We start from the raw sequence: 18,057 nt of genomic DNA, 5'->3' as shown, positions 1-18,057 counted from the left end.
TAAGACCCCCCTTTCTTTAAAAATTATTGAGACTTTCCTCTTGCTTCAATATCCCACACTTCCTTTAACTCATTTCCCCTTATACAATAAAATTTATCATGGAGATTAACCGTAGTGCAAATATGAGAAGGAATAAACTCTATTTTATCTCCTATATCTATTTTTAAATCAGGACGTTTCAATTCCAGACACATATGTTCCTCATGAAGTTCTACAACCTTGAAAAAATTCTTTTCTTTAGGATAAGGAATACCCTGATCAATACTTATACTCTTAAGTCCTGTATCCACCACTACTCTTTCCGCAGTAGGTCTTCCAATAACTGAAGCATATACTGTAACTGCACACTGAAATTTTGACATAAGGTTTTTATATTCTCGATAAGAAGAATCCATCAAGCAGTAAGAACCTGCCTGAACTTCGGTAATTCCCGGATAGTTTCCAGTTATATCAAAAGTGCCTGTTCCACCTGCGCTGACTATCTCAACTTTTATTCCCGTATTCTCTATCAGTTTGGCAGTATCAACCAATAGTTTATCCGCCTGCAAAGTTTTTTGTCTTCTTTCTTCAATATCCATAGGAACCATGACATGACCTTCATACCCCATTATCCCTCTGAAATTCAAATTTTTTATCTTCACAATTCCCCTTGCTAATTCAAGAGTTTCCAGTCCCGGCGCAGTTCCGCATCGGTTCATTCCCACCTCTACTTCAATTATCACATCGAGTTTAATGTCTTCTTTCTCAGCGGCTAGGGAGAGGTTCCGGACATTTTCATGATCGGTTACCGCTACAATCAAATCCGCACGTTTGGTAAGTTTAATCAACCTTTTAATCTTTTGCTTTCCAACAATTTGATTAGCAATAAGAATGTTCTCGATCTGGTGATTTGCCATAACTTCTGCTTCTCCGAGCTTGGCACAGGTAATTCCCTTTGCCCCTGCTTCAATCTGTTTTTTTGCAATCATAGGAGTTTTATGTGTTTTTACATGAGGACGTAGATTTGCTCTTATGCCTTCAAAGTAGCGAGCCATTTGAAAAATATTTGCTTCAAATAAGTCTAAATTTAATAATAAAGCCGGCGTATCAATCTCTTTTTTCTTCATTTAACTCTGCTCCAGGGCCTGCTTTGGACTTGATTATAGCTTTCATTGTGAATTACACCATTCTATTGCTGAAAGAGCAATTATCTTAGTTGCCTTCATTATCTCTTCAATTTCTATGGACTCATCAACAGCATGAGCCTGTTTAATATTACCAGGTCCCAATACAACCGCAGCAATACCACCGCTGATTACAAAACGAGATAAATCACAACTTCCTTCCATCCCTTTAATAACTGTGTCTTTCTTTGTTACTCTCTTGACATTAGAACTTATGGTCTTTACTAACAAGTGGTCATAAGGTATTTCACACGGATCTAACCAGGTGCCGATTACCTTGAAATCAGGACGATTCTCTTTAAGCCAAATATCTTTTTCGCAAACCTTTCTTAGAATATTCTGAAGCTGATCCATGACCGCTATCTTATCCTCTCCAGGAATCGCTCCATGCCAAACCATAATCTTGCAAGAATCAGGCACTCCACCCACTTCGAAATCACCGCCTTTTATGGATATTACAGTGATTGGAGTTCTAATAGGATATTCCGAAAACAGGGGGCTTGCTTTTACTTTTCGATTGCGTTCATTTTCAAGTTTTTGCAGCCCTTTAATAACCTTATACATTTTATCAATTGCGCTTACACCCATGTATTTTTGACCTTCAAAAGCAAACTGTCCTTTGACTACTATTTCATATTGCAAGCCCCCTGCACAGCCGGGCATGACACAAAGAGATGTCGGCTCCGAGAGTATTACACCGTCTATTCGCCCAAGATTCAGAGACACAGCTAATGAGCCATTCATGCCTCCAAATTCTTCATCAACCACACTGGCAAAAAGCAAGTCTCCTTTAAGATTAATCCCGAGTTCTTTTATGCATTCAACAGCTGTGATTTGTGCAGCAAGTCCGCCTTTGGCATCAGCTGCGCCTCTGCCGTATATTTTAGATTCGCTTATATCCCCGCCCCATGGGTCGTGTTCCCACTTTATTTTTCCTGGCGGAACAACATCTACATGACTGGTTAAAAGCAGACTCTTCCCGCCTCCGAGACCTTTTATCCTTCCAATGACATTCGGTCTGTTGACATACTTACGATTTGGAACATAGAAAGGACTGTCTTTTATGCCGGGAACCTCATCAGGAGTAAACATATCTACATCCATATCTAATTTTTTCAATTTACTGGCAATAAATTCCTGACATTCTTTCTCCTCACCATCAGGGGGACTGTTTACGCTGGGAATTCTAACTAAATTTTGGACAAAACGAATTATGTCATCTCTCTTTTTTTCAACAAGTTCTATTAATTTATTCTGTATAGAATTTCGCATTATTGGTAATTTCAAGTTCCTCTCATATAAGATATTAAAATATAATCATAAGTTTGTCTCTAGATTAAATTACTTTTTTCTGGAGATTCTTACGATTTTTATCCCAAGAAGTTCTGGCGGTATTTTTGGGGAGAATATCCTGTTATTTTTGTAAACACTTTGCTGAAGTGGTTCGGATCATCATATCCCACAAGATTTGATACCTGTGACACATTAAGGTTTAATCTACTAAGAAGCTCTTTCGCATTTTCAATACGGATCTTCATCAGATATTCGTGGAAGGTATAGTTTGTATAGTGTTTGAATAGATTGCTGAAGTAGTTAGGACTCAGATAAACTGCTTCAGCAACATCTTTAAGGTTCAGAGTTTTTGTAAAATTGGTTTCAATAAATCTTTTAGCTTCCATGATAATCTTTTCATGTCGTGAATGTTCCCTGGTAGAGACAGTTTCCATTTCAATAAAAGGCATGGCTTTTCGCAATTCTTTTTTCCACTGCTCTCTTTCTTTGTTTGCTTCTACTATCTTCTTCTGCTGATGGATGAGTTCCTTTTGGAGCACTATTACAGATTCCTTTTCAACAATGAAGTTGGCAATGAGGAACAGTAATTTTACAACTATATCTACCTTCTCACGAGGAACAATTTTAACTTTTTTATATGCCTCTTTTAGCTTATCATAATTAATTCTTAGTTCTTTTGTTTTTTCCTTTACGGATAAAAAACTCATGTTTGTTGGTTTTTTGGCAACTATCTGTCCAGATAATATAGAACCTAATAATTTATTCTGCATTATTATTGGAACAGCAACATTAACCAGTCCACCGTGACATTCGTAAATATGAGGTTTTTTGTTTTTAAAAGCAATCTGGATAGCTTCTGAATCTGAAAGAAAACATCTCGCTTTACCTTGAGGAGTTGAGTGAATAATCTTACAAAAATTGCTTCTTTCCGACTTAGGAAAAAAATCCATATCTCCCCCTCGTCTGCCGATTATAAAGGATATCGTCATGCCAGTTGCTTTGTAAAACAACCTTCGGAGTTCTAATAGGAGTTTTTTACTTAGAATGTCATCTATTGACTTAGGATCCATGGTTATTAATTTTTTGTGCCTTGTCTGATTAATTCTGAGCATTGTTTAAAATTATCTTTCAAAGAGGAATATAATCTTTTGTACAGTTTATAGTATTCATCATAAATTTTTGCATTCTTTGTAACAGGTTCAATTTTATCTATTGTTTTTATAGTATGCCTGCAGGCTTCAGGTACAGAAGAATAAATTTCTGCGCCAACCATAGCAAGTAATGCAGCTCCAAACGCTGGGCCTTCATCAACATTTATTGTATAAATTGGTTCTTTATTAACATCTGCCTGGATCTGTTTCCAGAGTTTACTTTTTGCGCCACCTCCGGAAGCCCTGATTTCGGATACGGGAATGTTTAATCCCTTAATAATTTCTAATGAATCTCTCAGCGCGAAACTTACTCCTTCCATTACTGAGCGGATAATATGAGCTCTTGTATGCCGTGGAGAAATTCCAAAGAATACTGCCTTTGCGTCCGGGTCAGCATGTGGTGTTCTCTCTCCCATAAGATAAGGGAGAAAAATTAATCCTTCACTTCCAGTTGGAGCTTTTGATGCTTGTTCAGTCATTAGCTGATATGAACCAGATCCAAGCATCTCCTTAAGCCATTTAAAAGATCCTCCTGCAGCAAGCATTACTCCCATAACATGCCATTTGCCAGGAACTGCATGGCAAAATGTATGAACTCTACCTGAGGGGTCAGTTTTCACTTGATCTGTATATGCAAAAACAACACCAGAGGTGCCTATTGTTGAGGATATAATGCCTGGTTCTACAATTCCGTTTCCAACTGCGCCTGCGGCCTGATCCCCAGCGCCAGCAATTACTACTGTTTCTGTTGACAAACCAATAAGCTCGGAAGCGTCTTTAGTTAGTGTCCCTGTGATTTCTGTAGACTCATAAACTTCAGGTAACAGATTTCTGTCAATGTTTAGCTTTTCTAAGACTTCATCTGACCACTTCCTATTCTTCACATCAAACAATAAAGTTCCTGATGCATCTGAGACATCACTTGCAAATTCTCCGGTTAATCTAAATCTTATATAATCTTTTGGAAGCAGAATCTTTTTGGTTTTCTCATAGATATGAAGTTCATTTTTTCTGACCCAGAGGATTTTTGGAGCAGTGAAACCTGTAAGAGCTGGATTAGAGGTAAGTGCAATTAGATTTTCTTTTCCAATAATTCTATTTATGTCATCACATTCAGAACTTGTTCTCTGATCACACCAGAGTATAGCTGGCCGAAGTACATCATTATTGCTATCCAGAAAAACAGCGCCGTGCATCTGCCCTGTTAATCCTACTGCTTTGATATCTTTTTTATTAATGTTTGTCTTATTCAGGACGGATCTGATAGATTCTATCGTAGCCATCCACCAGTCAGATGGATCTTGTTCTGCCCAGCCTGGCTTTGGATGGGATAGGGGATATTCAACAAGTGCACTTGAAATTATTTTTCCCTTGCTGTTACATAAAAGAGTCTTTACACCTGTTGTGCCTATATCAATTCCAATAACATATTCCATTGTTATTTCCTCTTACTTGTTTTTCGAATTGAGTGATTTTATCAAATAATTAGGGATCATAGCAAGACTATATAGCTGCAGGTCGTTAACTTGACAACATATATCTTCTTATGTAGAATTAAATCAACGAATATGGAGGCATGAATGGCCTGGTTTGGTAAGCGGAAATATACTGTACTTCCTGCTACAAAGAAGAGAGATATTCCTGATGGCTTATGGACAAAATGTCCCGGATGCGGGGAAATTATCTATAATAAGAATCTGAATAAAAATCTCAGTGTATGTCCAAAATGCGGCTATCATCATAGAATACCAGTTCAGGATAGAATTGCTCAGTTAACAGACAAAAATACATTTACAGAATATGACAAAAATATGCAATCTACTGATCCTCTGAACTTCAATGCTTATAAGAGTTACAAGGATAAGATAAAGGCGGAACAAAAAAAGACAGGCCTTAGGGAAGCGGCTTTATACGGAGAAGCAAAAATTGGGAAATTTGAAGTATCTATTGCACTTACTGACTACAGATTTATCATGGGAAGCATGGGATCTGTTGTTGGAGAAAAGGTTACAAGAGCAGTAGAGATGGCAATAGATAAAAAAATTCCTTTTGTGAGTGTATCAGGCTCAGGTGGTGGTGCAAGAATGTATGAGGGGATATATTCTCTTATGCAGATGGCAAAGACAAGTGTAGCTGTATCTCGCTTAAGTGATAAAAAAATTCCATTCATCTCGGTATTAACTGATCCTACAGGAGGAGGAGTTTCGGCAAGCTTTGCATTTCAGGCAGATGTGATAATTGCTGAACCGCGTGCTTTAATAACATTTGCTGGGCCTAGAGTAATAGAACAGACAATTCATCAAAAGCTTCCAGAAGGTTTTCAAAGAGCAGAGTTCCTTCTTGAACATGGTATGATTGATATGATTGTTGATCGTAGGGAGTTGAAGAAGAAACTTGTAGATATTATTAAGCATTTTGATGCTCGTAAGAAGTAAATGACATATCTTGAGGCATTAGACTACCTGAATAGTCTTCAATACTTTGGGATAAAGCTCGGATTAAATAATATAAAGACTTTGCTTGACCTGCTTGGAAATCCTCATTATAGGTTCAAAGCAGTGCATATTGCAGGAACCAATGGCAAGGGTTCAGTTGCTGCATTCACAGGTTCTATAATCGCTTTATCAGGGTATAAGGTTGGAGTTTATACATCCCCCCACCTTGTTGATTTTAGAGAAAGAATAGGTATAAAAACGCAGTCCGTCAGGCAAGAATCTGAAATCATAGAAAAGTTTATTCCTAAGACAAGAGTAATATCAATCGTTTCTGATATTAAGAGAGCTGTCAAGCATATGAGGAATACTCTTGGCATGAATCATCCAACTTATTTTGAGATTATTACTGCTCTAGCCTTTAAGTATTTTGCTGATGAGAAGATAGATGTTTTGATATGTGAGACTGGCATGGGCGGGAGGTTAGATGCAACAAATGTGTGTCATTCGATTATATCAGTAATAACTAATGTTGGGCTTGAACACACAGATGTGCTTGGGAAGAGAATTACAGATATAGCTTATGAAAAAGCGTGCATAATAAAAAAAAACAATGTGGTGATAAGCGGCAGCAGAAAACGGAAGGTGCTGGATATAATTAGCAACATGGTAAAAGAGAAAAAAGCAAGATTAGTTGACATAAACTCTGAGTATAAATGGGGAAGAACAAGTTCTAATATTAACAGGCAAGGGTTCTGGATTAAGGGGAATAATTATTCATATAGTGATTTAGAAATTCATCTACTTGGAGAACATCAGATAACTAACGCTGTACTGGCTATTGCAGTAGCAGAGAAGCTTCGATTATTTGGTTTTAAAGTTCCTGAAGATGCTATTAAAACAGGTCTTAGCAGAACAATCTGGCAGGGCAGATTTCAGGTATTAAGAAGAAATCCTTTGCTGATTTGTGATGGAGCGCATAATCCCAGCAGTGCAAGGGTTCTGAAGCAGACTATTTCTGAAATAGAATATGATAGATTAATATTCATAATTGGAATATTGAAGGAGAAAAATCGCAGAGATATTTTAAAAATACTTCTTTCAGAGGATTCAATCGCAGTTTTTACTAATATTACAAGCACTGATCGTGCATTGAGGCCTGAGATTCTAGCTCAAGAGGCACAAAAGTTCACCAGTAGTATTATTGTAAAAAAAGACATATCTTTATCATTAAAATATGCATTCCAGAAAGCAAATAGAAATGACTTGGTTTGTGTTACTGGCTCATTATATCTTGTTGGAGAATTATTGGAGGTGATTAGAAATGAAATCATATAGGAAAGAACTTGTTTTCCAAACGCCGCACAGACGAGATTATATAAACATTACACCTGAAGTGGAAAAAGCGCTCAGGGAAAGTGGAATAAAAGAGGGCTTGTGTCTTGTTAATGCTATGCATATAACAGCCAGTGTATATATTAATGATAATGAGCAGGGGCTGATTCATGATTATGACAAATGGCTTGAGAAGATTGCACCTCATGAACCAGTTTCTCAATACGAGCATAATGGCTTTGAGGATAATGCAGATGCTCACATGAAGCGTCAGGTAATGGGGCGTGAGGTTGTGGTTGCAGTAACACATGGGAAGCTTGATTTTGGTCCATGGGAACAGATATTCTATGGGGAATTTGACGGCAAACGAAGGAAGCGAGTTTTAGTAAAGATCATAGGGGAATAGGTCCAAAATTATTTAGATATGAATGATTTGTCACCCAATGAATTAATGATGAAGACTGATGTAGTAATTATTGGTGCTGGAGTAGTGGGCTTGGCTGTGGCTGCTGAAATCAGCAAACGAAAACGTGATGTTATAGTTTTGGAACAACATTCTTCCTTCGGACAGGACACCTCCAGCCGAAATAGTGAGGTCATTCACGCTGGACTCTACTACGCAAGAGATTCCTTAAGAGCAAGACTGTGTGTGGAAGGGAAAAGGCTACTCTATCAACTATGTACAGAAGCTGGTATTCCTCATAACCGTGTGGGGAAGCTGATAGTTGCAACCAATGAATATGAAATTGAGATACTGGAAAATCTTTTGAAACAAGGTAAAGGGAATGGAGTGGAAGATCTTCGTTTCTGTTCTAAAGAGGAGATAGCAAGCTATTGTCCTACATTACACTGCATTCAAGCACTTTATTCACCTTCAACAGGCATCCTTGATAGTCATTCTTTAATGAAATACCTCGAATTCAGGGCTACTCAGAAAGACGTCATTATCTCCTATAATACGAAGGTGACAGGTCTAGATAAGCATCAGGATGGCTATGTTTTAAACGTTATAGACGCAAATGGTGAAAAAACACGCCTTATCTCTGAATTTGTGATAAACTGTGCTGGCCTGCATTCTGATACAATAGCTGCGATGGTTAGGATAAATACCAAAGAAGCTGGATACTCCTTATACTATTCAAAGGGCAAGTATTTCAGGGTCAAAAACAAAAACACCCTACCTCTAAATACGCTGATTTACCGTGCTCGCAAAAGTGGTGTAGGAGTTCACACAGTAATTGATCTTACAGGACAGGTAAAATTAGGACCAAAAAATTATGAAATAGAGAAGAAAATTGACTATAGTGTTGATTCTTCTTACAAACAAGAGGTTTTTGAAGATTGCAAACAGTTTCTTCCCTGTTTAAAATTGGAAGATTTGTCTCCTGATATGGCTGGAATAAGTCCACGTCTTCAAGGATCAGGAAGGGATTTTATTATTGCCCATGAGCAGGAAAAAGGCTTTCCAGGCTTGATTAATCTTATTGGCATGGACTCTCCTGCATTAACCTCTTGTCTAGCAATAGGTCGGCATGTAAGTAGCATTTTTTAGACAGGTAAAATAAGCTTTTCAATTAATTAGAAATATGATAATGTAGCGAACTGATAGTAAACTTAAAACCATTAGGAGTAAACGTATGAAAATAGTTGAAGATTTAAAGCAAAAGATAGAGACACTAAAGAAAAAGCTTGCTGAGAAAATAGAGAAAGCAGAAAAAGTAGCAGGAAATAAAGAAATAAGGCTTTTGAAGAAAAGAATAAAAAGAAAGCAAAGACTAGTAAACGAAATTCTGCGAAAAGAACAGAAAGAAGAAGAATCAAAGAAGAAAAAAGCAGAACCGGAGAAGAAAGCTCCTAAAGAAGCCACAAAAACAGAAGAGAAGAAACTTGAAGAACCTGTCAAAGAGACTCAAGAATTAGAGAAAACTGAACCATCCGAAGAAAAACCACAAGAAGAAATCCCTACAGAAGTTCAAGAACCAGAGAAAAAGCCTCAAGAAGAGACACCTGAAGAAAATCAAAAGTCAGAAGATATTAAACAGGAAGAAAAGAAACTTGAGGAAACCGAATCTGAGACAACCCCTTCTTAATCCTTATGAGCTTTACACATCTCTTCTTTCCCATTTCGGCCCGCAGCATTGGTGGCCAGCAGAGACTCCTTTTGAAGTAGTTGTCGGTACAATTCTTACCCAGCAGGTAGCCTGGAAAAATGTAGAAAAGGCTATTGAGAATTTAAAGAACAAGCATGTTCTGGATCCATGTAAAATGTCTAATCTTTCTCTCGAAAAATTAGAAGTTTATGTAAAGCCAACAGGTTTCTACAGACAGAAGGCCAGAAGACTAAAGGATATATGCACCTACATTTTCAAAGAATATAATAGCAGCTTAAAGAGACTGTTCAATAAAGAAATTTGTTCTTTAAGAGCTGAATTACTGTCACTTAAGGGCATTGGTCCGGAAACCGCTGATTCAATAATTCTTTATGCTGCAGAAAAACCTTCTTTTGTAATAGATGCTTATACAAAACGCATCTGTGAAAGACTGCAGTTAACGCATGAGTTGGACTATGAATCATTAAAATTTTTTTTTGAAAGCAGTATTCCAGAAGATGTAGAAGTTTATAAGGAGTTTCACGCTCTTCTGGTTGAGTTAGGCAAGAATTACTGCAAAACAAGACCAGTGTGCAAAGATTGTCCATTGAGGAGAAAATGCAAACTATTCTGTTTGTATCACATTGTCTATTAAATCCCGAAGTTAGAGCAGACGGGATTTCTAAACCTGACGTAAATACAGTAAAGGCTGTTGGTAAATTAATGTCTGGACATGATGTTTTGTTGGAACAACTGCCATGTCCTGAATTCTCTTTTCTTGGGAAGCGAGCTAAAATGCCAAAGGATGAGTATGAAAAGATAGCAGGCTTTAGAGAACATTGCACAGGATTAGCCCAAAGTGTAGTAAAAACACTGGAAGATTTTAAGGGGATAGATCATAAAATAATAATTGGCATAGCACGTTCTCTTTCATGTTCGCTAAGTAAGGTCTATCGCGGAGAAAAACTTGTTAATGAAAACGGAATTTTTATTGAAGAGATAAAAAAAAGAACAGGGAAGAACATAAAATTCCTTGAAATTGATTATAAGAATTTTGTAGCTTCAGTAAAGCATCTAAATAGAAGCTTGCCATTAATATAAAAATTTGTATAATTGCAGTGTGTTAAGTTCAAATTGCCGGGGTAGCTCAGTCGGTAGAGCAGCGGACTGAAAATCCGCGTGTCCGCAGTTCAATTCTGCGCCCCGGCACTTTTTTTATGCCCACGTAGCTCAGTTGGTAGAGCACGTCACTCGTAATGATGAGGTCACCAGTTCGACTCTGGTCGTGGGCTCTATGAATATGGAATATAAGTTTATAGCTGATGCGCAGAATGTTGGAGAACGATTAGATAAATTTCTGGCAAATAAGCTTGATATGGTTTCCAGGTCTTTCATTCAGAATTTGATTATTGCCAATCATGCTTTGGTAAATGAAAAAAAAACAAAGCCGGGATATTTTCTTAAGATAGGGGATAATATATTAATAACTATCCCAGAGCTTCAAGATAATGCTGAGCTAAAGCTGAAGCCAGAGAATATGGCGCTTGATATACTATATGAAGATGATAATATAATAGTTATTAATAAGCCTGCAGGGATTATTGTACATCCTGCGCAGGGAGTTGTCTCTGGCACAGTTGTGAATTTTTTATTGTATCATTGCAAAACACTGTCGGATTTGAATGGGCCTATGCGTCCGGGTATAGTTCATAGACTGGATAAGGACACATCAGGGGTTCTTATTGCAGCAAAAAACAATAGTGCTCATGCTAATTTAGCAGAGCAGTTTAAGAACAGGAAGGTGAAGAAGACTTATATGGCCGTTGTAAGAGGAGTGATCCCACAGGATGAAGGCGAGATTGATAGACCGATTGGCCGATGTGTATCGCATAGAACAAAAATGGCAATTGCTTATATTGGCGGAAAAAGAGCATTAACTAAATTCAAAGTGATTGAACGTTACCATCAGAATACACTTATTAACGCTTATCCAACAACAGGAAGGACACATCAGATTCGGGTTCATATGGCCTATCTTGGTTATCCAATTGTAGGCGACAAAATATACGGAGAAAGTAAAGGGTTAGTATCTAAGCTGGATAGTCTGATTGATCGTCAGGCGTTGCATGCTTACAGAATTAGTTTTTCTCATCCGGCTTCAAATAAGGATGTAGAGTTCATAGCGCCTTTAGCGGATGATATAAAAAAATTAATAGATATGGAAAGGGAATTAGGTTATGAAAGAATTAAAATTTGAGCAGGCTCTAGACAAGCTGGAAAACATAGTAAAGGAGATGGAAGAGGGCAGTGTTTCTTTAGATAAATCTCTGGAACTCTTTGAAGAAGGAGTAAAGCTAGCGAAGTTTTGCTCGGTTAAATTGAGAGAAGTTGAAAAAAAGGTGGAAATACTTAAGAAAGACGTCAATGGCATTGCATATAAAGAACCATTTGAACTGAACGAGAAGGAAAAATGAACTTAAACCTGGAAACTTATCTATCTGCAAAAAAGAAGATCATAGACAGCAAACTTGATAAGTATATGCCGAAGGAAACTGAATATCCTCAGATCATACACGAGGCTATAAGATATAGTGTATTTTCAGGAGGGAAACGCCTGAGGCCAATCTTGATGCTTGCTGCTGGAGAGATATTTTCGCAAGAAGAGAGAAAACTGTTGCCAGCTGCGTGTGCAGTGGAACTTATACATAATTACTCATTAATTCACGATGATCTGCCGGCTATGGATAATGATGAGTATCGAAGGGGGAAGTTGACTTCTCATAAGAAGTTTGGAGAGGACATAGCTGTTCTTGCAGGAGATGCATTATTGACTATCGCATTTGAAATACTATCTGAAGAGGTAAAGGACAGCAAGCTTGCATTAAGGGTAATAAATCTAATATCTAAAGCGATTGGCACATTTGGCATGATAGGTGGACAGGTAGTTGATATATCATGGGATAAGGATAAGGCTGAATTGCCTGAATTAGAGTTTGTTTGTACTCATAAGACAGGAGCTCTTATTGCTGTTTCTCTCAGGATTGGAGCCATTTTGTCAGGAGCAGCTAAAGCGGAAGAAGATGCATTGTATGAATACGGTAAGTTGATAGGAATTGCATTCCAGATTACAGATGACATACTGGATGAAAAGCTGGATAGGGAGAAGGGTTTTAATTATCCTGCCTTTTTGGGTATAGAAGAATCCGAGAAAAGAGCTGAAGCCTTGATAAATAAAGCATTGGTGAAGCTTGATGGTTTTGGTAAAAGAGCTGATATTCTCAGACAAATTGCACAGTTTATAATAGAAAGGGAAGAATAATGGATGCGAACTGGTTGAAAAAAACAATTGTATTTAACTTTATATTTTGCTTATTTTCTATTTATGCATTCAGCGAGGTGATTGATTATATTATGGCAACAGTCAATGGAGAGGTAATTACTTATAGTCAATTTAAGCAGCGTGTTTTTGAAATAGAAGAAGCATACAAAACGGCTTATTCCGGAGAAGAGTTGGAGAAGCAGCTGAGAGATAGGAAGAAATCGATACTGGATGATTTAATTAAAGAGTGCCTGTTATTAGGAGAAGCAAAAAGAGAGAATATTAAAGTTGACAAAATAGAGATAGAAAAAATGGTAAATACTGCAAAAAGCAAGTTTAAAAGTTTAGATGATTTTTACGACGCGTTAAGAAATGAGGGGTTAACCCTGGAAACTTTAGAGGAGAAGTATAAGAAGAATCTGATGATAAAAAAGATAATTCAATTTAAAGTTAATTCAAAGGTGAGAATAGAACCATACGAAATTAGTCAGTATTATCAGGCTCATCAGAAGGATTTTTTAGAGCCTGAACAGGTAAAGATAAGGCAGATACTTATCAAGATAGAAGATAACGAGAAAGTAGCTGAACAAACAGCAAATGAACTTCTGGAAAGAATTAAAGGCGGAGAGGACATGGCCAGGGAAGGAGAAGATCTTGGTTTTATTAATGTGAGCGAATTACTGCCTGAACTGGGCGTGGCAACATCAAAATTAAAAGTTAACGAGATTGCAGATTTAGTTAAAACACAGACAGGGTATCATATTATAAGATTAGAAGGAAGAAAGCTATCAAAGGTGAGAAAATTATCAGAGGTTAGAGATGAGATATATAGAATTCTATTTAGTAGGAAAGCAGACAGGATATATGTTGATTTGGTAGATAAGCTTAAAAAGAAAGCAGATATTGATATTAAAAAGAATATGGGAGAATGAATGGACCTCTTTGATTTTGACAAAAATTCAAAACTCAAAACTCAAAACTCAAAATTTGACAGCAACACTCCTCTAGCTGTTCGAATGAGACCCAGAACCCTTATAGAGTTTGTTGGTCAGGAACATATTCTAGGGGAGAGAGGGATTCTCAAAAAGACCATTGATAATGATAAAATAACCTCTCTAATACTATATGGCCCTCCTGGTACAGGGAAAACAACACTTGCTTATATTGTTGCCAATGTAACAAAATCCCATTTTGACAGAATTAATGCAGTTACATCCGGCATTTCAGAAATACGCGAGATTATTGAATCCGCAAGAATGAGGAAGGAAATAAACAATATAAAGACAATACTTTTTATTGATGAAATTCATCGGTTTAATAAGGCGCAACAGGATGGATTGATGCCCGCTGTTGAAAATAATATTATAACATTGATTGGAGCAAGTACTCATAATCCTTTCTTTACAATAAACAGTCCATTGCTTTCAAGATCAAGGGTATTTCAATTATATTCTCTTTCCAATGAAGATATAAAGCTTATTATAGAGAATGCGTTAAAGGATAAGCAAAGAGGACTTGGCAAATTGAAGATTGAAATGAATGATAACGCATTGTTACATATTGTTGAATGTTCAGACGGAGATGGAAGAAGGGCTCTTAATGCTCTTGAGTTGGGTGTATTATTAGGCAAGCCCGATAAAAGTGGTATTATCCATTTTACAATAAAGATGGCTGAAGAGGCTGTTGGCAAAAGACAGGTAGTATACGATAAGGATGAAGGCTCACATTATGATACGATCTCTGCGTTTATAAAGAGCATGAGAGGCTCAGATCCTGACGCAAGTCTTTACTGGCTTGCAAAGATGATTTATGCAGGTGAGGATCTAAGGTTTATAGCAAGACGAATTGTTATATGCGCTTCTGAGGATGTTGGCAATGCTGATCCGAATGCTCTAATTTTAGCTAATGCAGCTTTGCAGTCGTCTGAATTTGTGGGTTTACCAGAGGCCAGGATAATTCTTGCACAGGCAGTAACTTATATTGCGACTGCTCCAAAAAGCAATGCTTCTTATCTTGGGATAGATAGGGCTTTAGAGGATGTAAAGAGCAATAAATTAAAAGAAGTACCTGATCATCTTAAAGTAGGCTCATATCCAGGAGCTCAGGTTCTGGGCCATGGCCGGGATTACAAGTATACGCACAACTATAAGGACCATTATGTGGAGCAGGAATATGCGCCTGATATTCCTGCGTATTATAATCCTACTGAACAGGGATATGAAAAAAAAATAAAAGAGCGTATGGAGATTTTGAGAAAAAGGAGTAATAAAGGTATGAACAATACATCAAAACATATATTACGCCAGAAGATGATAGAGAAACGCCAAAGGACATCTTATGATGAAATAGCAACTAAAAGTGGACAGATTAAGAAGCGGCTTTTCGAACTGGATGTTTTTGGAAAATCTAAAACGGTTATGTTTTATGTTGGAAAAGGAGATGAGGTTCAAACAAAGGATATGGTTTTAGAATCAATGAAAATGGGTAAAATAGTGAGTGTGCCTTATATAGAAAATGGAAATCGTGAAATGCATGCATCTCTTTTGAAAAATTTTGATAGGGATCTTGTAAATGGTAAATACGGGATTTTGTCTCCTAAAAAGGAAAGTTATAGACCTATAAACACAAGCAGTCTTGACTTAATTGTTGTTCCAGGTGTTTGTTTTGATAGGAATGGAAATCGGATAGGCTGTGGTGGAGGGTATTACGACCATTTTTTAAAATCAGTTTCAGGAAAGGCTGTATTAATTGGTCTTGCATTTGATTTTCAGGTTATTAGAGATGTTCCACATGAGAAGAAAGATATCCCTGTGCATATAATTGTAACAGAAAAAAGAGTCCTGAAATCTATTAAATTCGAAGCACGAAGCACGAAATACTAAACAATATCAAATGACCAAAATACAAATGTTCAAAACAATGTTTTGAATTTAGAAAATTTGAATTTAGAATTTGTTTCGAGTTTCGGATTTGAAATTTCGGATTTTATTTGGGAAATTTAAGGAGGATTATGTTATGGCGAGGGTAGTATGTCTTGGTATTCTTGTTGCTGATGTTGTTGCGAAACCTGTTAATGATATTCCTGGGAGAGGAAAGCTTGGCATTGTTGAGAAGATTGAACTTCATACAGGGGGATGTGCAAGTAACACAGGAGCAGCTCTGAGAAAGCTTGGTGTTGATACAGCACTGATTGGAAAGGTTGGGAATGATGGTTTTGGAGATTATCTCATAAAAGAGATGTCTCAATGCGGATTAAATATTCATGGCATAAAAAGGGACAATAATGTAAATACATCGTGTTCATTGGCATTGGTTGAGGATGATGGGGAAAGAAGATTTATACATTGCTATGGCGCAGACGGAACATTTAGGGAGAGTGATATTGACTGGAATATAATTAAAGGGTGTAAAATTCTTCATATTGCGGGAAGTTTCCTTATGCCAACCTTTGACGGAATTCAAACAGCGCATGTTTTAAACAAAGCGAGAAGCATGGGCATTACAACATCCTTGGATACTGCATGGGATGCTAAGGGAAAATGGCGTAAAACCATTGAGCCATCTCTGAAGTATATAGATATATTCCTGCCTAGTATTGAGGAAGCAAGAATGATAACAGGTTTAGAGTCAGCAGAAGAGATAGCGGATTACTTTCTTAAATATGGGATGAAAATTGTTGGCTTAAAAATGGGCAGTGAAGGCTGTTTTGTTAAGTCTTCTAAAGGTGAAGTTGTGAAATTTCCGGTTTTTAATATTGACGCAGTAGATGCTACTGGCGCAGGCGATGCATTTGTAGCAGGATTCCTAATGGGTGTTCTGAATGGTTGGGATATGAAAAAGACGGCTGAGTTTGCCTGTGCTGTTGGAGCATGCTGTGTAGAAGCTATGGGGGCTAAAGCAGGTATCAGAAGCTTTGATGAGACGATTAAGTTTATAGAAGATCATAAACAAGGCCCTTTCTAATGGTATTCAGGCTTATTGATTCAGAAGGCGACACTGCCTCAAGAAATATGGCAATAGATGAAGCTATCTTTTCTCGTCATGCCGAAACAGGTTTTGAATATACATTACGTCTGTATACATGGACTCCTCCTGCTGTCTCAATTGGATATTTTCAGGATTTACATAAGGAAATTGATCTGGAAAATTGTAAGAGCTTGGGCATGAACTATGTACGCAGGCCTACTGGAGGAGGAGCAATACTGCACGATATGGAATTAACCTATTCATTTACTGCCAACACTGGGGGGATTATCCCCATAGATATTTGCGAATCATATAAAGTCATATGTGGAGCTATTATTATTGGTTTGAAGTCATTAGGAATTAATGCAGGAAACAGAAAAAGAGAAGTAAAATTGCGAGAAAGAGAGTCGCCAGTATGTTTTGTTGAATCATCGAATTATGATATTGTAGTTCGGAAAAGGAAAATAGTAGGCAGCGCACAAAGAAGGGTTAAAGATAGGCTTATTCAACACGGTTCTATTCTGATTGATTTTGATATAGGGAAAATGCACAGTATTTTTAAAACTAACTTGCCATTCGGAAAGTTTCATAAAGATTTTGTAAATAATGTAACCTCTCTAAAACAGGAGTTAGGTTATTCTATTGATCTCGGCAAATTAAAACGCGCAATATGTCTTGGGTTTGAAGAGCTGTTTAAAACTGAGGTTAGGGAAGAGGGTTTGACGAAGACAGAGATAACTCTTGTTGAAAAGCTAGATAATTTACAGTATGATAGCCCAGATTGGAATGTAAGCAGAAAAAGGAATTTAGTAGAATGAGCATGATAGAGATGTTTGTCGCAGGGGTGGCAATTGATCCCACAAATAATATGCCTATTATAATCTTGAAAAATAGTGATAAAAAAAGAACTCTTCCTATATGGATAGGAATATCTGAGGCAAGTGCTATTGCAATGAAATTAGTTGGAGCGAGTTCGGCAAGGCCATTAACTCATGATCTTATAAGATCTGTGATTGAAGTGTGCAAAGCGAAAATATTGGAAGTGAACATAGACAGTTTTAATAAAAATACCTTTTTTGCAAAGATAAAGATTAAATTGGGAAGGAGAACCTTTCTTATTGATTCACGTCCAAGTGATGCAATAGCTCTGGCATTACGTGCTGATGTTCCTATTCTTGTTGATGAAAAAGTAATTGAGCAAGCTACAACTGTGAATGTTACAGGAGTTGAAGGAAAAACAGAAGATTTTAAAAGCCTTTTAAAGGATCTTAATGCAGAAGATTTTAGTAAATACAGGATGTGACAAAT

19 protein-coding genes, 2 tRNA genes and 1 pseudogene are annotated in these 18,057 nt (G+C 37.1%); 18 read left to right on the top strand and 4 right to left on the bottom strand.

The window, feature by feature from the left end; genetic code table 11:
* Positions 1-23: 23 nt before the first annotated feature.
* The 4 genes from Q7J67_03105 to xylB all read right to left on the bottom strand — a co-directional run bounded on the left by Q7J67_03105 (position 24) and on the right by xylB (position 5,043).
* A complete protein-coding gene (locus Q7J67_03105; GenBank protein MDO9464264.1) occupies positions 24-1,106 on the bottom strand; it encodes a DSD1 family PLP-dependent enzyme in 1,083 nt (360 codons plus the stop codon).
* 42 nt (positions 1,107-1,148) lie between these two features.
* On the bottom strand, positions 1,149-2,435 hold the full coding sequence (locus tag Q7J67_03100) for an ArgE/DapE family deacylase (protein MDO9464263.1): 1,287 nt from the start codon (positions 2,433-2,435) through the stop codon (positions 1,149-1,151).
* Between the two features lie 98 nt (positions 2,436-2,533).
* The gene (locus tag Q7J67_03095; protein ID MDO9464262.1) at positions 2,534-3,568 is read right to left on the bottom strand and encodes a PocR ligand-binding domain-containing protein; all 1,035 of its coding nucleotides are present in this window, start codon (positions 3,566-3,568) and stop codon (positions 2,534-2,536) included.
* On the bottom strand, positions 3,532-5,043 hold the full coding sequence (xylB, locus tag Q7J67_03090; GenBank protein MDO9464261.1) for a xylulokinase: 1,512 nt from the start codon (positions 5,041-5,043) through the stop codon (positions 3,532-3,534). The genes Q7J67_03095 and xylB overlap by 37 nt, the downstream gene beginning before the upstream one ends.
* 144 nt (positions 5,044-5,187) lie before the next feature.
* On the opposite strand from xylB, the gene accD reads away from it, so the two are divergent.
* From accD to Q7J67_03000, 18 genes and pseudogenes are all read left to right on the top strand, one after another.
* Positions 5,188-6,042 carry an acetyl-CoA carboxylase, carboxyltransferase subunit beta gene (gene accD, locus Q7J67_03085; protein MDO9464260.1) on the top strand — a complete coding sequence of 285 codons (855 nt, stop codon included), beginning with the start codon at positions 5,188-5,190 and terminating at the stop codon, positions 6,040-6,042.
* Positions 6,043-7,377: a folylpolyglutamate synthase/dihydrofolate synthase family protein gene (locus tag Q7J67_03080; GenBank protein ID MDO9464259.1), complete on the top strand. Its 1,335-nt coding sequence runs from the start codon at positions 6,043-6,045 to the stop codon at positions 7,375-7,377.
* Complete coding sequence (locus tag Q7J67_03075) at positions 7,364-7,780, top strand: secondary thiamine-phosphate synthase enzyme YjbQ (GenBank protein MDO9464258.1); 417 nt, start codon at positions 7,364-7,366, stop codon at positions 7,778-7,780. The genes Q7J67_03080 and Q7J67_03075 overlap by 14 nt, the downstream gene beginning before the upstream one ends.
* A gap of 45 nt (positions 7,781-7,825) precedes the next feature.
* Positions 7,826-8,926, top strand: coding sequence for an NAD(P)/FAD-dependent oxidoreductase (locus Q7J67_03070; protein MDO9464257.1), 1,101 nt, complete (start codon positions 7,826-7,828; stop codon positions 8,924-8,926).
* Between the two features lie 85 nt (positions 8,927-9,011).
* Positions 9,012-9,464 (top strand): hypothetical protein, encoded by a 453-nt coding sequence (locus tag Q7J67_03065; protein ID MDO9464256.1) that lies wholly within the window; start codon positions 9,012-9,014, stop codon positions 9,462-9,464.
* Positions 9,430-10,119, top strand: coding sequence for an endonuclease III domain-containing protein (locus Q7J67_03060; GenBank protein ID MDO9464255.1), 690 nt, complete (start codon positions 9,430-9,432; stop codon positions 10,117-10,119). Before Q7J67_03065 ends, Q7J67_03060 begins: the two co-directional genes overlap by 35 nt.
* A complete protein-coding gene (locus Q7J67_03055) occupies positions 10,083-10,565 on the top strand; it encodes a 2-thiouracil desulfurase family protein (protein MDO9464254.1) in 483 nt (160 codons plus the stop codon). Before Q7J67_03060 ends, Q7J67_03055 begins: the two co-directional genes overlap by 37 nt.
* A 35-nt stretch (positions 10,566-10,600) precedes the next feature.
* Positions 10,601-10,673: transfer RNA gene (locus Q7J67_03050), tRNA-Phe, on the top strand.
* Between the two features lie 10 nt (positions 10,674-10,683).
* Positions 10,684-10,756, top strand: a tRNA-Thr gene (locus tag Q7J67_03045).
* A gap of 2 nt (positions 10,757-10,758) precedes the next feature.
* Positions 10,759-11,721, top strand: coding sequence for an RluA family pseudouridine synthase (locus Q7J67_03040; protein MDO9464253.1), 963 nt, complete (start codon positions 10,759-10,761; stop codon positions 11,719-11,721).
* Complete coding sequence (gene xseB, locus Q7J67_03035) at positions 11,702-11,938, top strand: exodeoxyribonuclease VII small subunit (protein MDO9464252.1); 237 nt, start codon at positions 11,702-11,704, stop codon at positions 11,936-11,938. The genes Q7J67_03040 and xseB overlap by 20 nt, the downstream gene beginning before the upstream one ends.
* Positions 11,935-12,783: a polyprenyl synthetase family protein gene (locus tag Q7J67_03030; GenBank protein MDO9464251.1), complete on the top strand. Its 849-nt coding sequence runs from the start codon at positions 11,935-11,937 to the stop codon at positions 12,781-12,783. Before xseB ends, Q7J67_03030 begins: the two co-directional genes overlap by 4 nt.
* Positions 12,783-13,715, top strand: coding sequence for a SurA N-terminal domain-containing protein (locus tag Q7J67_03025; protein ID MDO9464250.1), 933 nt, complete (start codon positions 12,783-12,785; stop codon positions 13,713-13,715). Before Q7J67_03030 ends, Q7J67_03025 begins: the two co-directional genes overlap by 1 nt.
* A pseudogene (locus tag Q7J67_03020) lies at positions 13,716-15,041 on the top strand (replication-associated recombination protein A).
* A 15-nt stretch (positions 15,042-15,056) separates the two neighbouring features.
* Positions 15,057-15,665 (top strand): 5-formyltetrahydrofolate cyclo-ligase, encoded by a 609-nt coding sequence (locus tag Q7J67_03015; GenBank protein ID MDO9464249.1) that lies wholly within the window; start codon positions 15,057-15,059, stop codon positions 15,663-15,665.
* Between the two features lie 133 nt (positions 15,666-15,798).
* Positions 15,799-16,746: a sugar kinase gene (locus Q7J67_03010; protein ID MDO9464248.1), complete on the top strand. Its 948-nt coding sequence runs from the start codon at positions 15,799-15,801 to the stop codon at positions 16,744-16,746.
* A complete protein-coding gene (locus Q7J67_03005) occupies positions 16,746-17,567 on the top strand; it encodes a biotin/lipoate A/B protein ligase family protein (protein MDO9464247.1) in 822 nt (273 codons plus the stop codon). The genes Q7J67_03010 and Q7J67_03005 overlap by 1 nt, the downstream gene beginning before the upstream one ends.
* Positions 17,564-18,052: a bifunctional nuclease family protein gene (locus Q7J67_03000; protein MDO9464246.1), complete on the top strand. Its 489-nt coding sequence runs from the start codon at positions 17,564-17,566 to the stop codon at positions 18,050-18,052. The genes Q7J67_03005 and Q7J67_03000 overlap by 4 nt, the downstream gene beginning before the upstream one ends.
* The last annotated feature ends 5 nt before the right edge of the window (positions 18,053-18,057 follow it).

Source organism: bacterium (assembly GCA_030652805.1).
Taxonomy (GTDB): domain Bacteria; phylum JAHJDO01; class JAHJDO01; order JAHJDO01; family JAHJDO01; genus JAHJDO01.
The sequence above is the reverse complement of the archived record's forward strand: the minus strand, read 5'-3'. Positions and strand labels throughout refer to the sequence as shown.

Excerpts from the sequence above, each read along its gene's own strand:
- Q7J67_03105 (MDO9464264.1), bottom strand. The coding sequence starts at position 1,106 with ATGAAGAAAAAAGAGATTGATACGCCGGCTTTATTATTAAATTTAGAC.
- Q7J67_03100 (MDO9464263.1), bottom strand. The coding sequence starts at position 2,435 with ATGCGAAATTCTATACAGAATAAATTAATAGAACTTGTTGAAAAAAAG.
- Q7J67_03095 (MDO9464262.1), bottom strand. The coding sequence starts at position 3,568 with ATGCTCAGAATTAATCAGACAAGGCACAAAAAATTAATAACCATGGAT.
- xylB (MDO9464261.1), bottom strand. The coding sequence starts at position 5,043 with ATGGAATATGTTATTGGAATTGATATAGGCACAACAGGTGTAAAGACT.
- accD (MDO9464260.1), top strand. The coding sequence starts at position 5,188 with ATGGCCTGGTTTGGTAAGCGGAAATATACTGTACTTCCTGCTACAAAG.
- Q7J67_03080 (MDO9464259.1), top strand. The coding sequence starts at position 6,043 with ATGACATATCTTGAGGCATTAGACTACCTGAATAGTCTTCAATACTTT.
- Q7J67_03075 (MDO9464258.1), top strand. The coding sequence starts at position 7,364 with ATGAAATCATATAGGAAAGAACTTGTTTTCCAAACGCCGCACAGACGA.
- Q7J67_03070 (MDO9464257.1), top strand. The coding sequence starts at position 7,826 with ATGATGAAGACTGATGTAGTAATTATTGGTGCTGGAGTAGTGGGCTTG.
- Q7J67_03065 (MDO9464256.1), top strand. The coding sequence starts at position 9,012 with ATGAAAATAGTTGAAGATTTAAAGCAAAAGATAGAGACACTAAAGAAA.
- Q7J67_03055 (MDO9464254.1), top strand. The coding sequence starts at position 10,083 with ATGCAAACTATTCTGTTTGTATCACATTGTCTATTAAATCCCGAAGTT.
- Q7J67_03040 (MDO9464253.1), top strand. The coding sequence starts at position 10,759 with ATGAATATGGAATATAAGTTTATAGCTGATGCGCAGAATGTTGGAGAA.
- xseB (MDO9464252.1), top strand. The coding sequence starts at position 11,702 with ATGAAAGAATTAAAATTTGAGCAGGCTCTAGACAAGCTGGAAAACATA.
- Q7J67_03030 (MDO9464251.1), top strand. The coding sequence starts at position 11,935 with ATGAACTTAAACCTGGAAACTTATCTATCTGCAAAAAAGAAGATCATA.
- Q7J67_03025 (MDO9464250.1), top strand. The coding sequence starts at position 12,783 with ATGGATGCGAACTGGTTGAAAAAAACAATTGTATTTAACTTTATATTT.
- Q7J67_03015 (MDO9464249.1), top strand. The coding sequence starts at position 15,057 with ATGAACAATACATCAAAACATATATTACGCCAGAAGATGATAGAGAAA.
- Q7J67_03010 (MDO9464248.1), top strand. The coding sequence starts at position 15,799 with ATGGCGAGGGTAGTATGTCTTGGTATTCTTGTTGCTGATGTTGTTGCG.
- Q7J67_03005 (MDO9464247.1), top strand. The coding sequence starts at position 16,746 with ATGGTATTCAGGCTTATTGATTCAGAAGGCGACACTGCCTCAAGAAAT.
- Q7J67_03000 (MDO9464246.1), top strand. The coding sequence starts at position 17,564 with ATGAGCATGATAGAGATGTTTGTCGCAGGGGTGGCAATTGATCCCACA.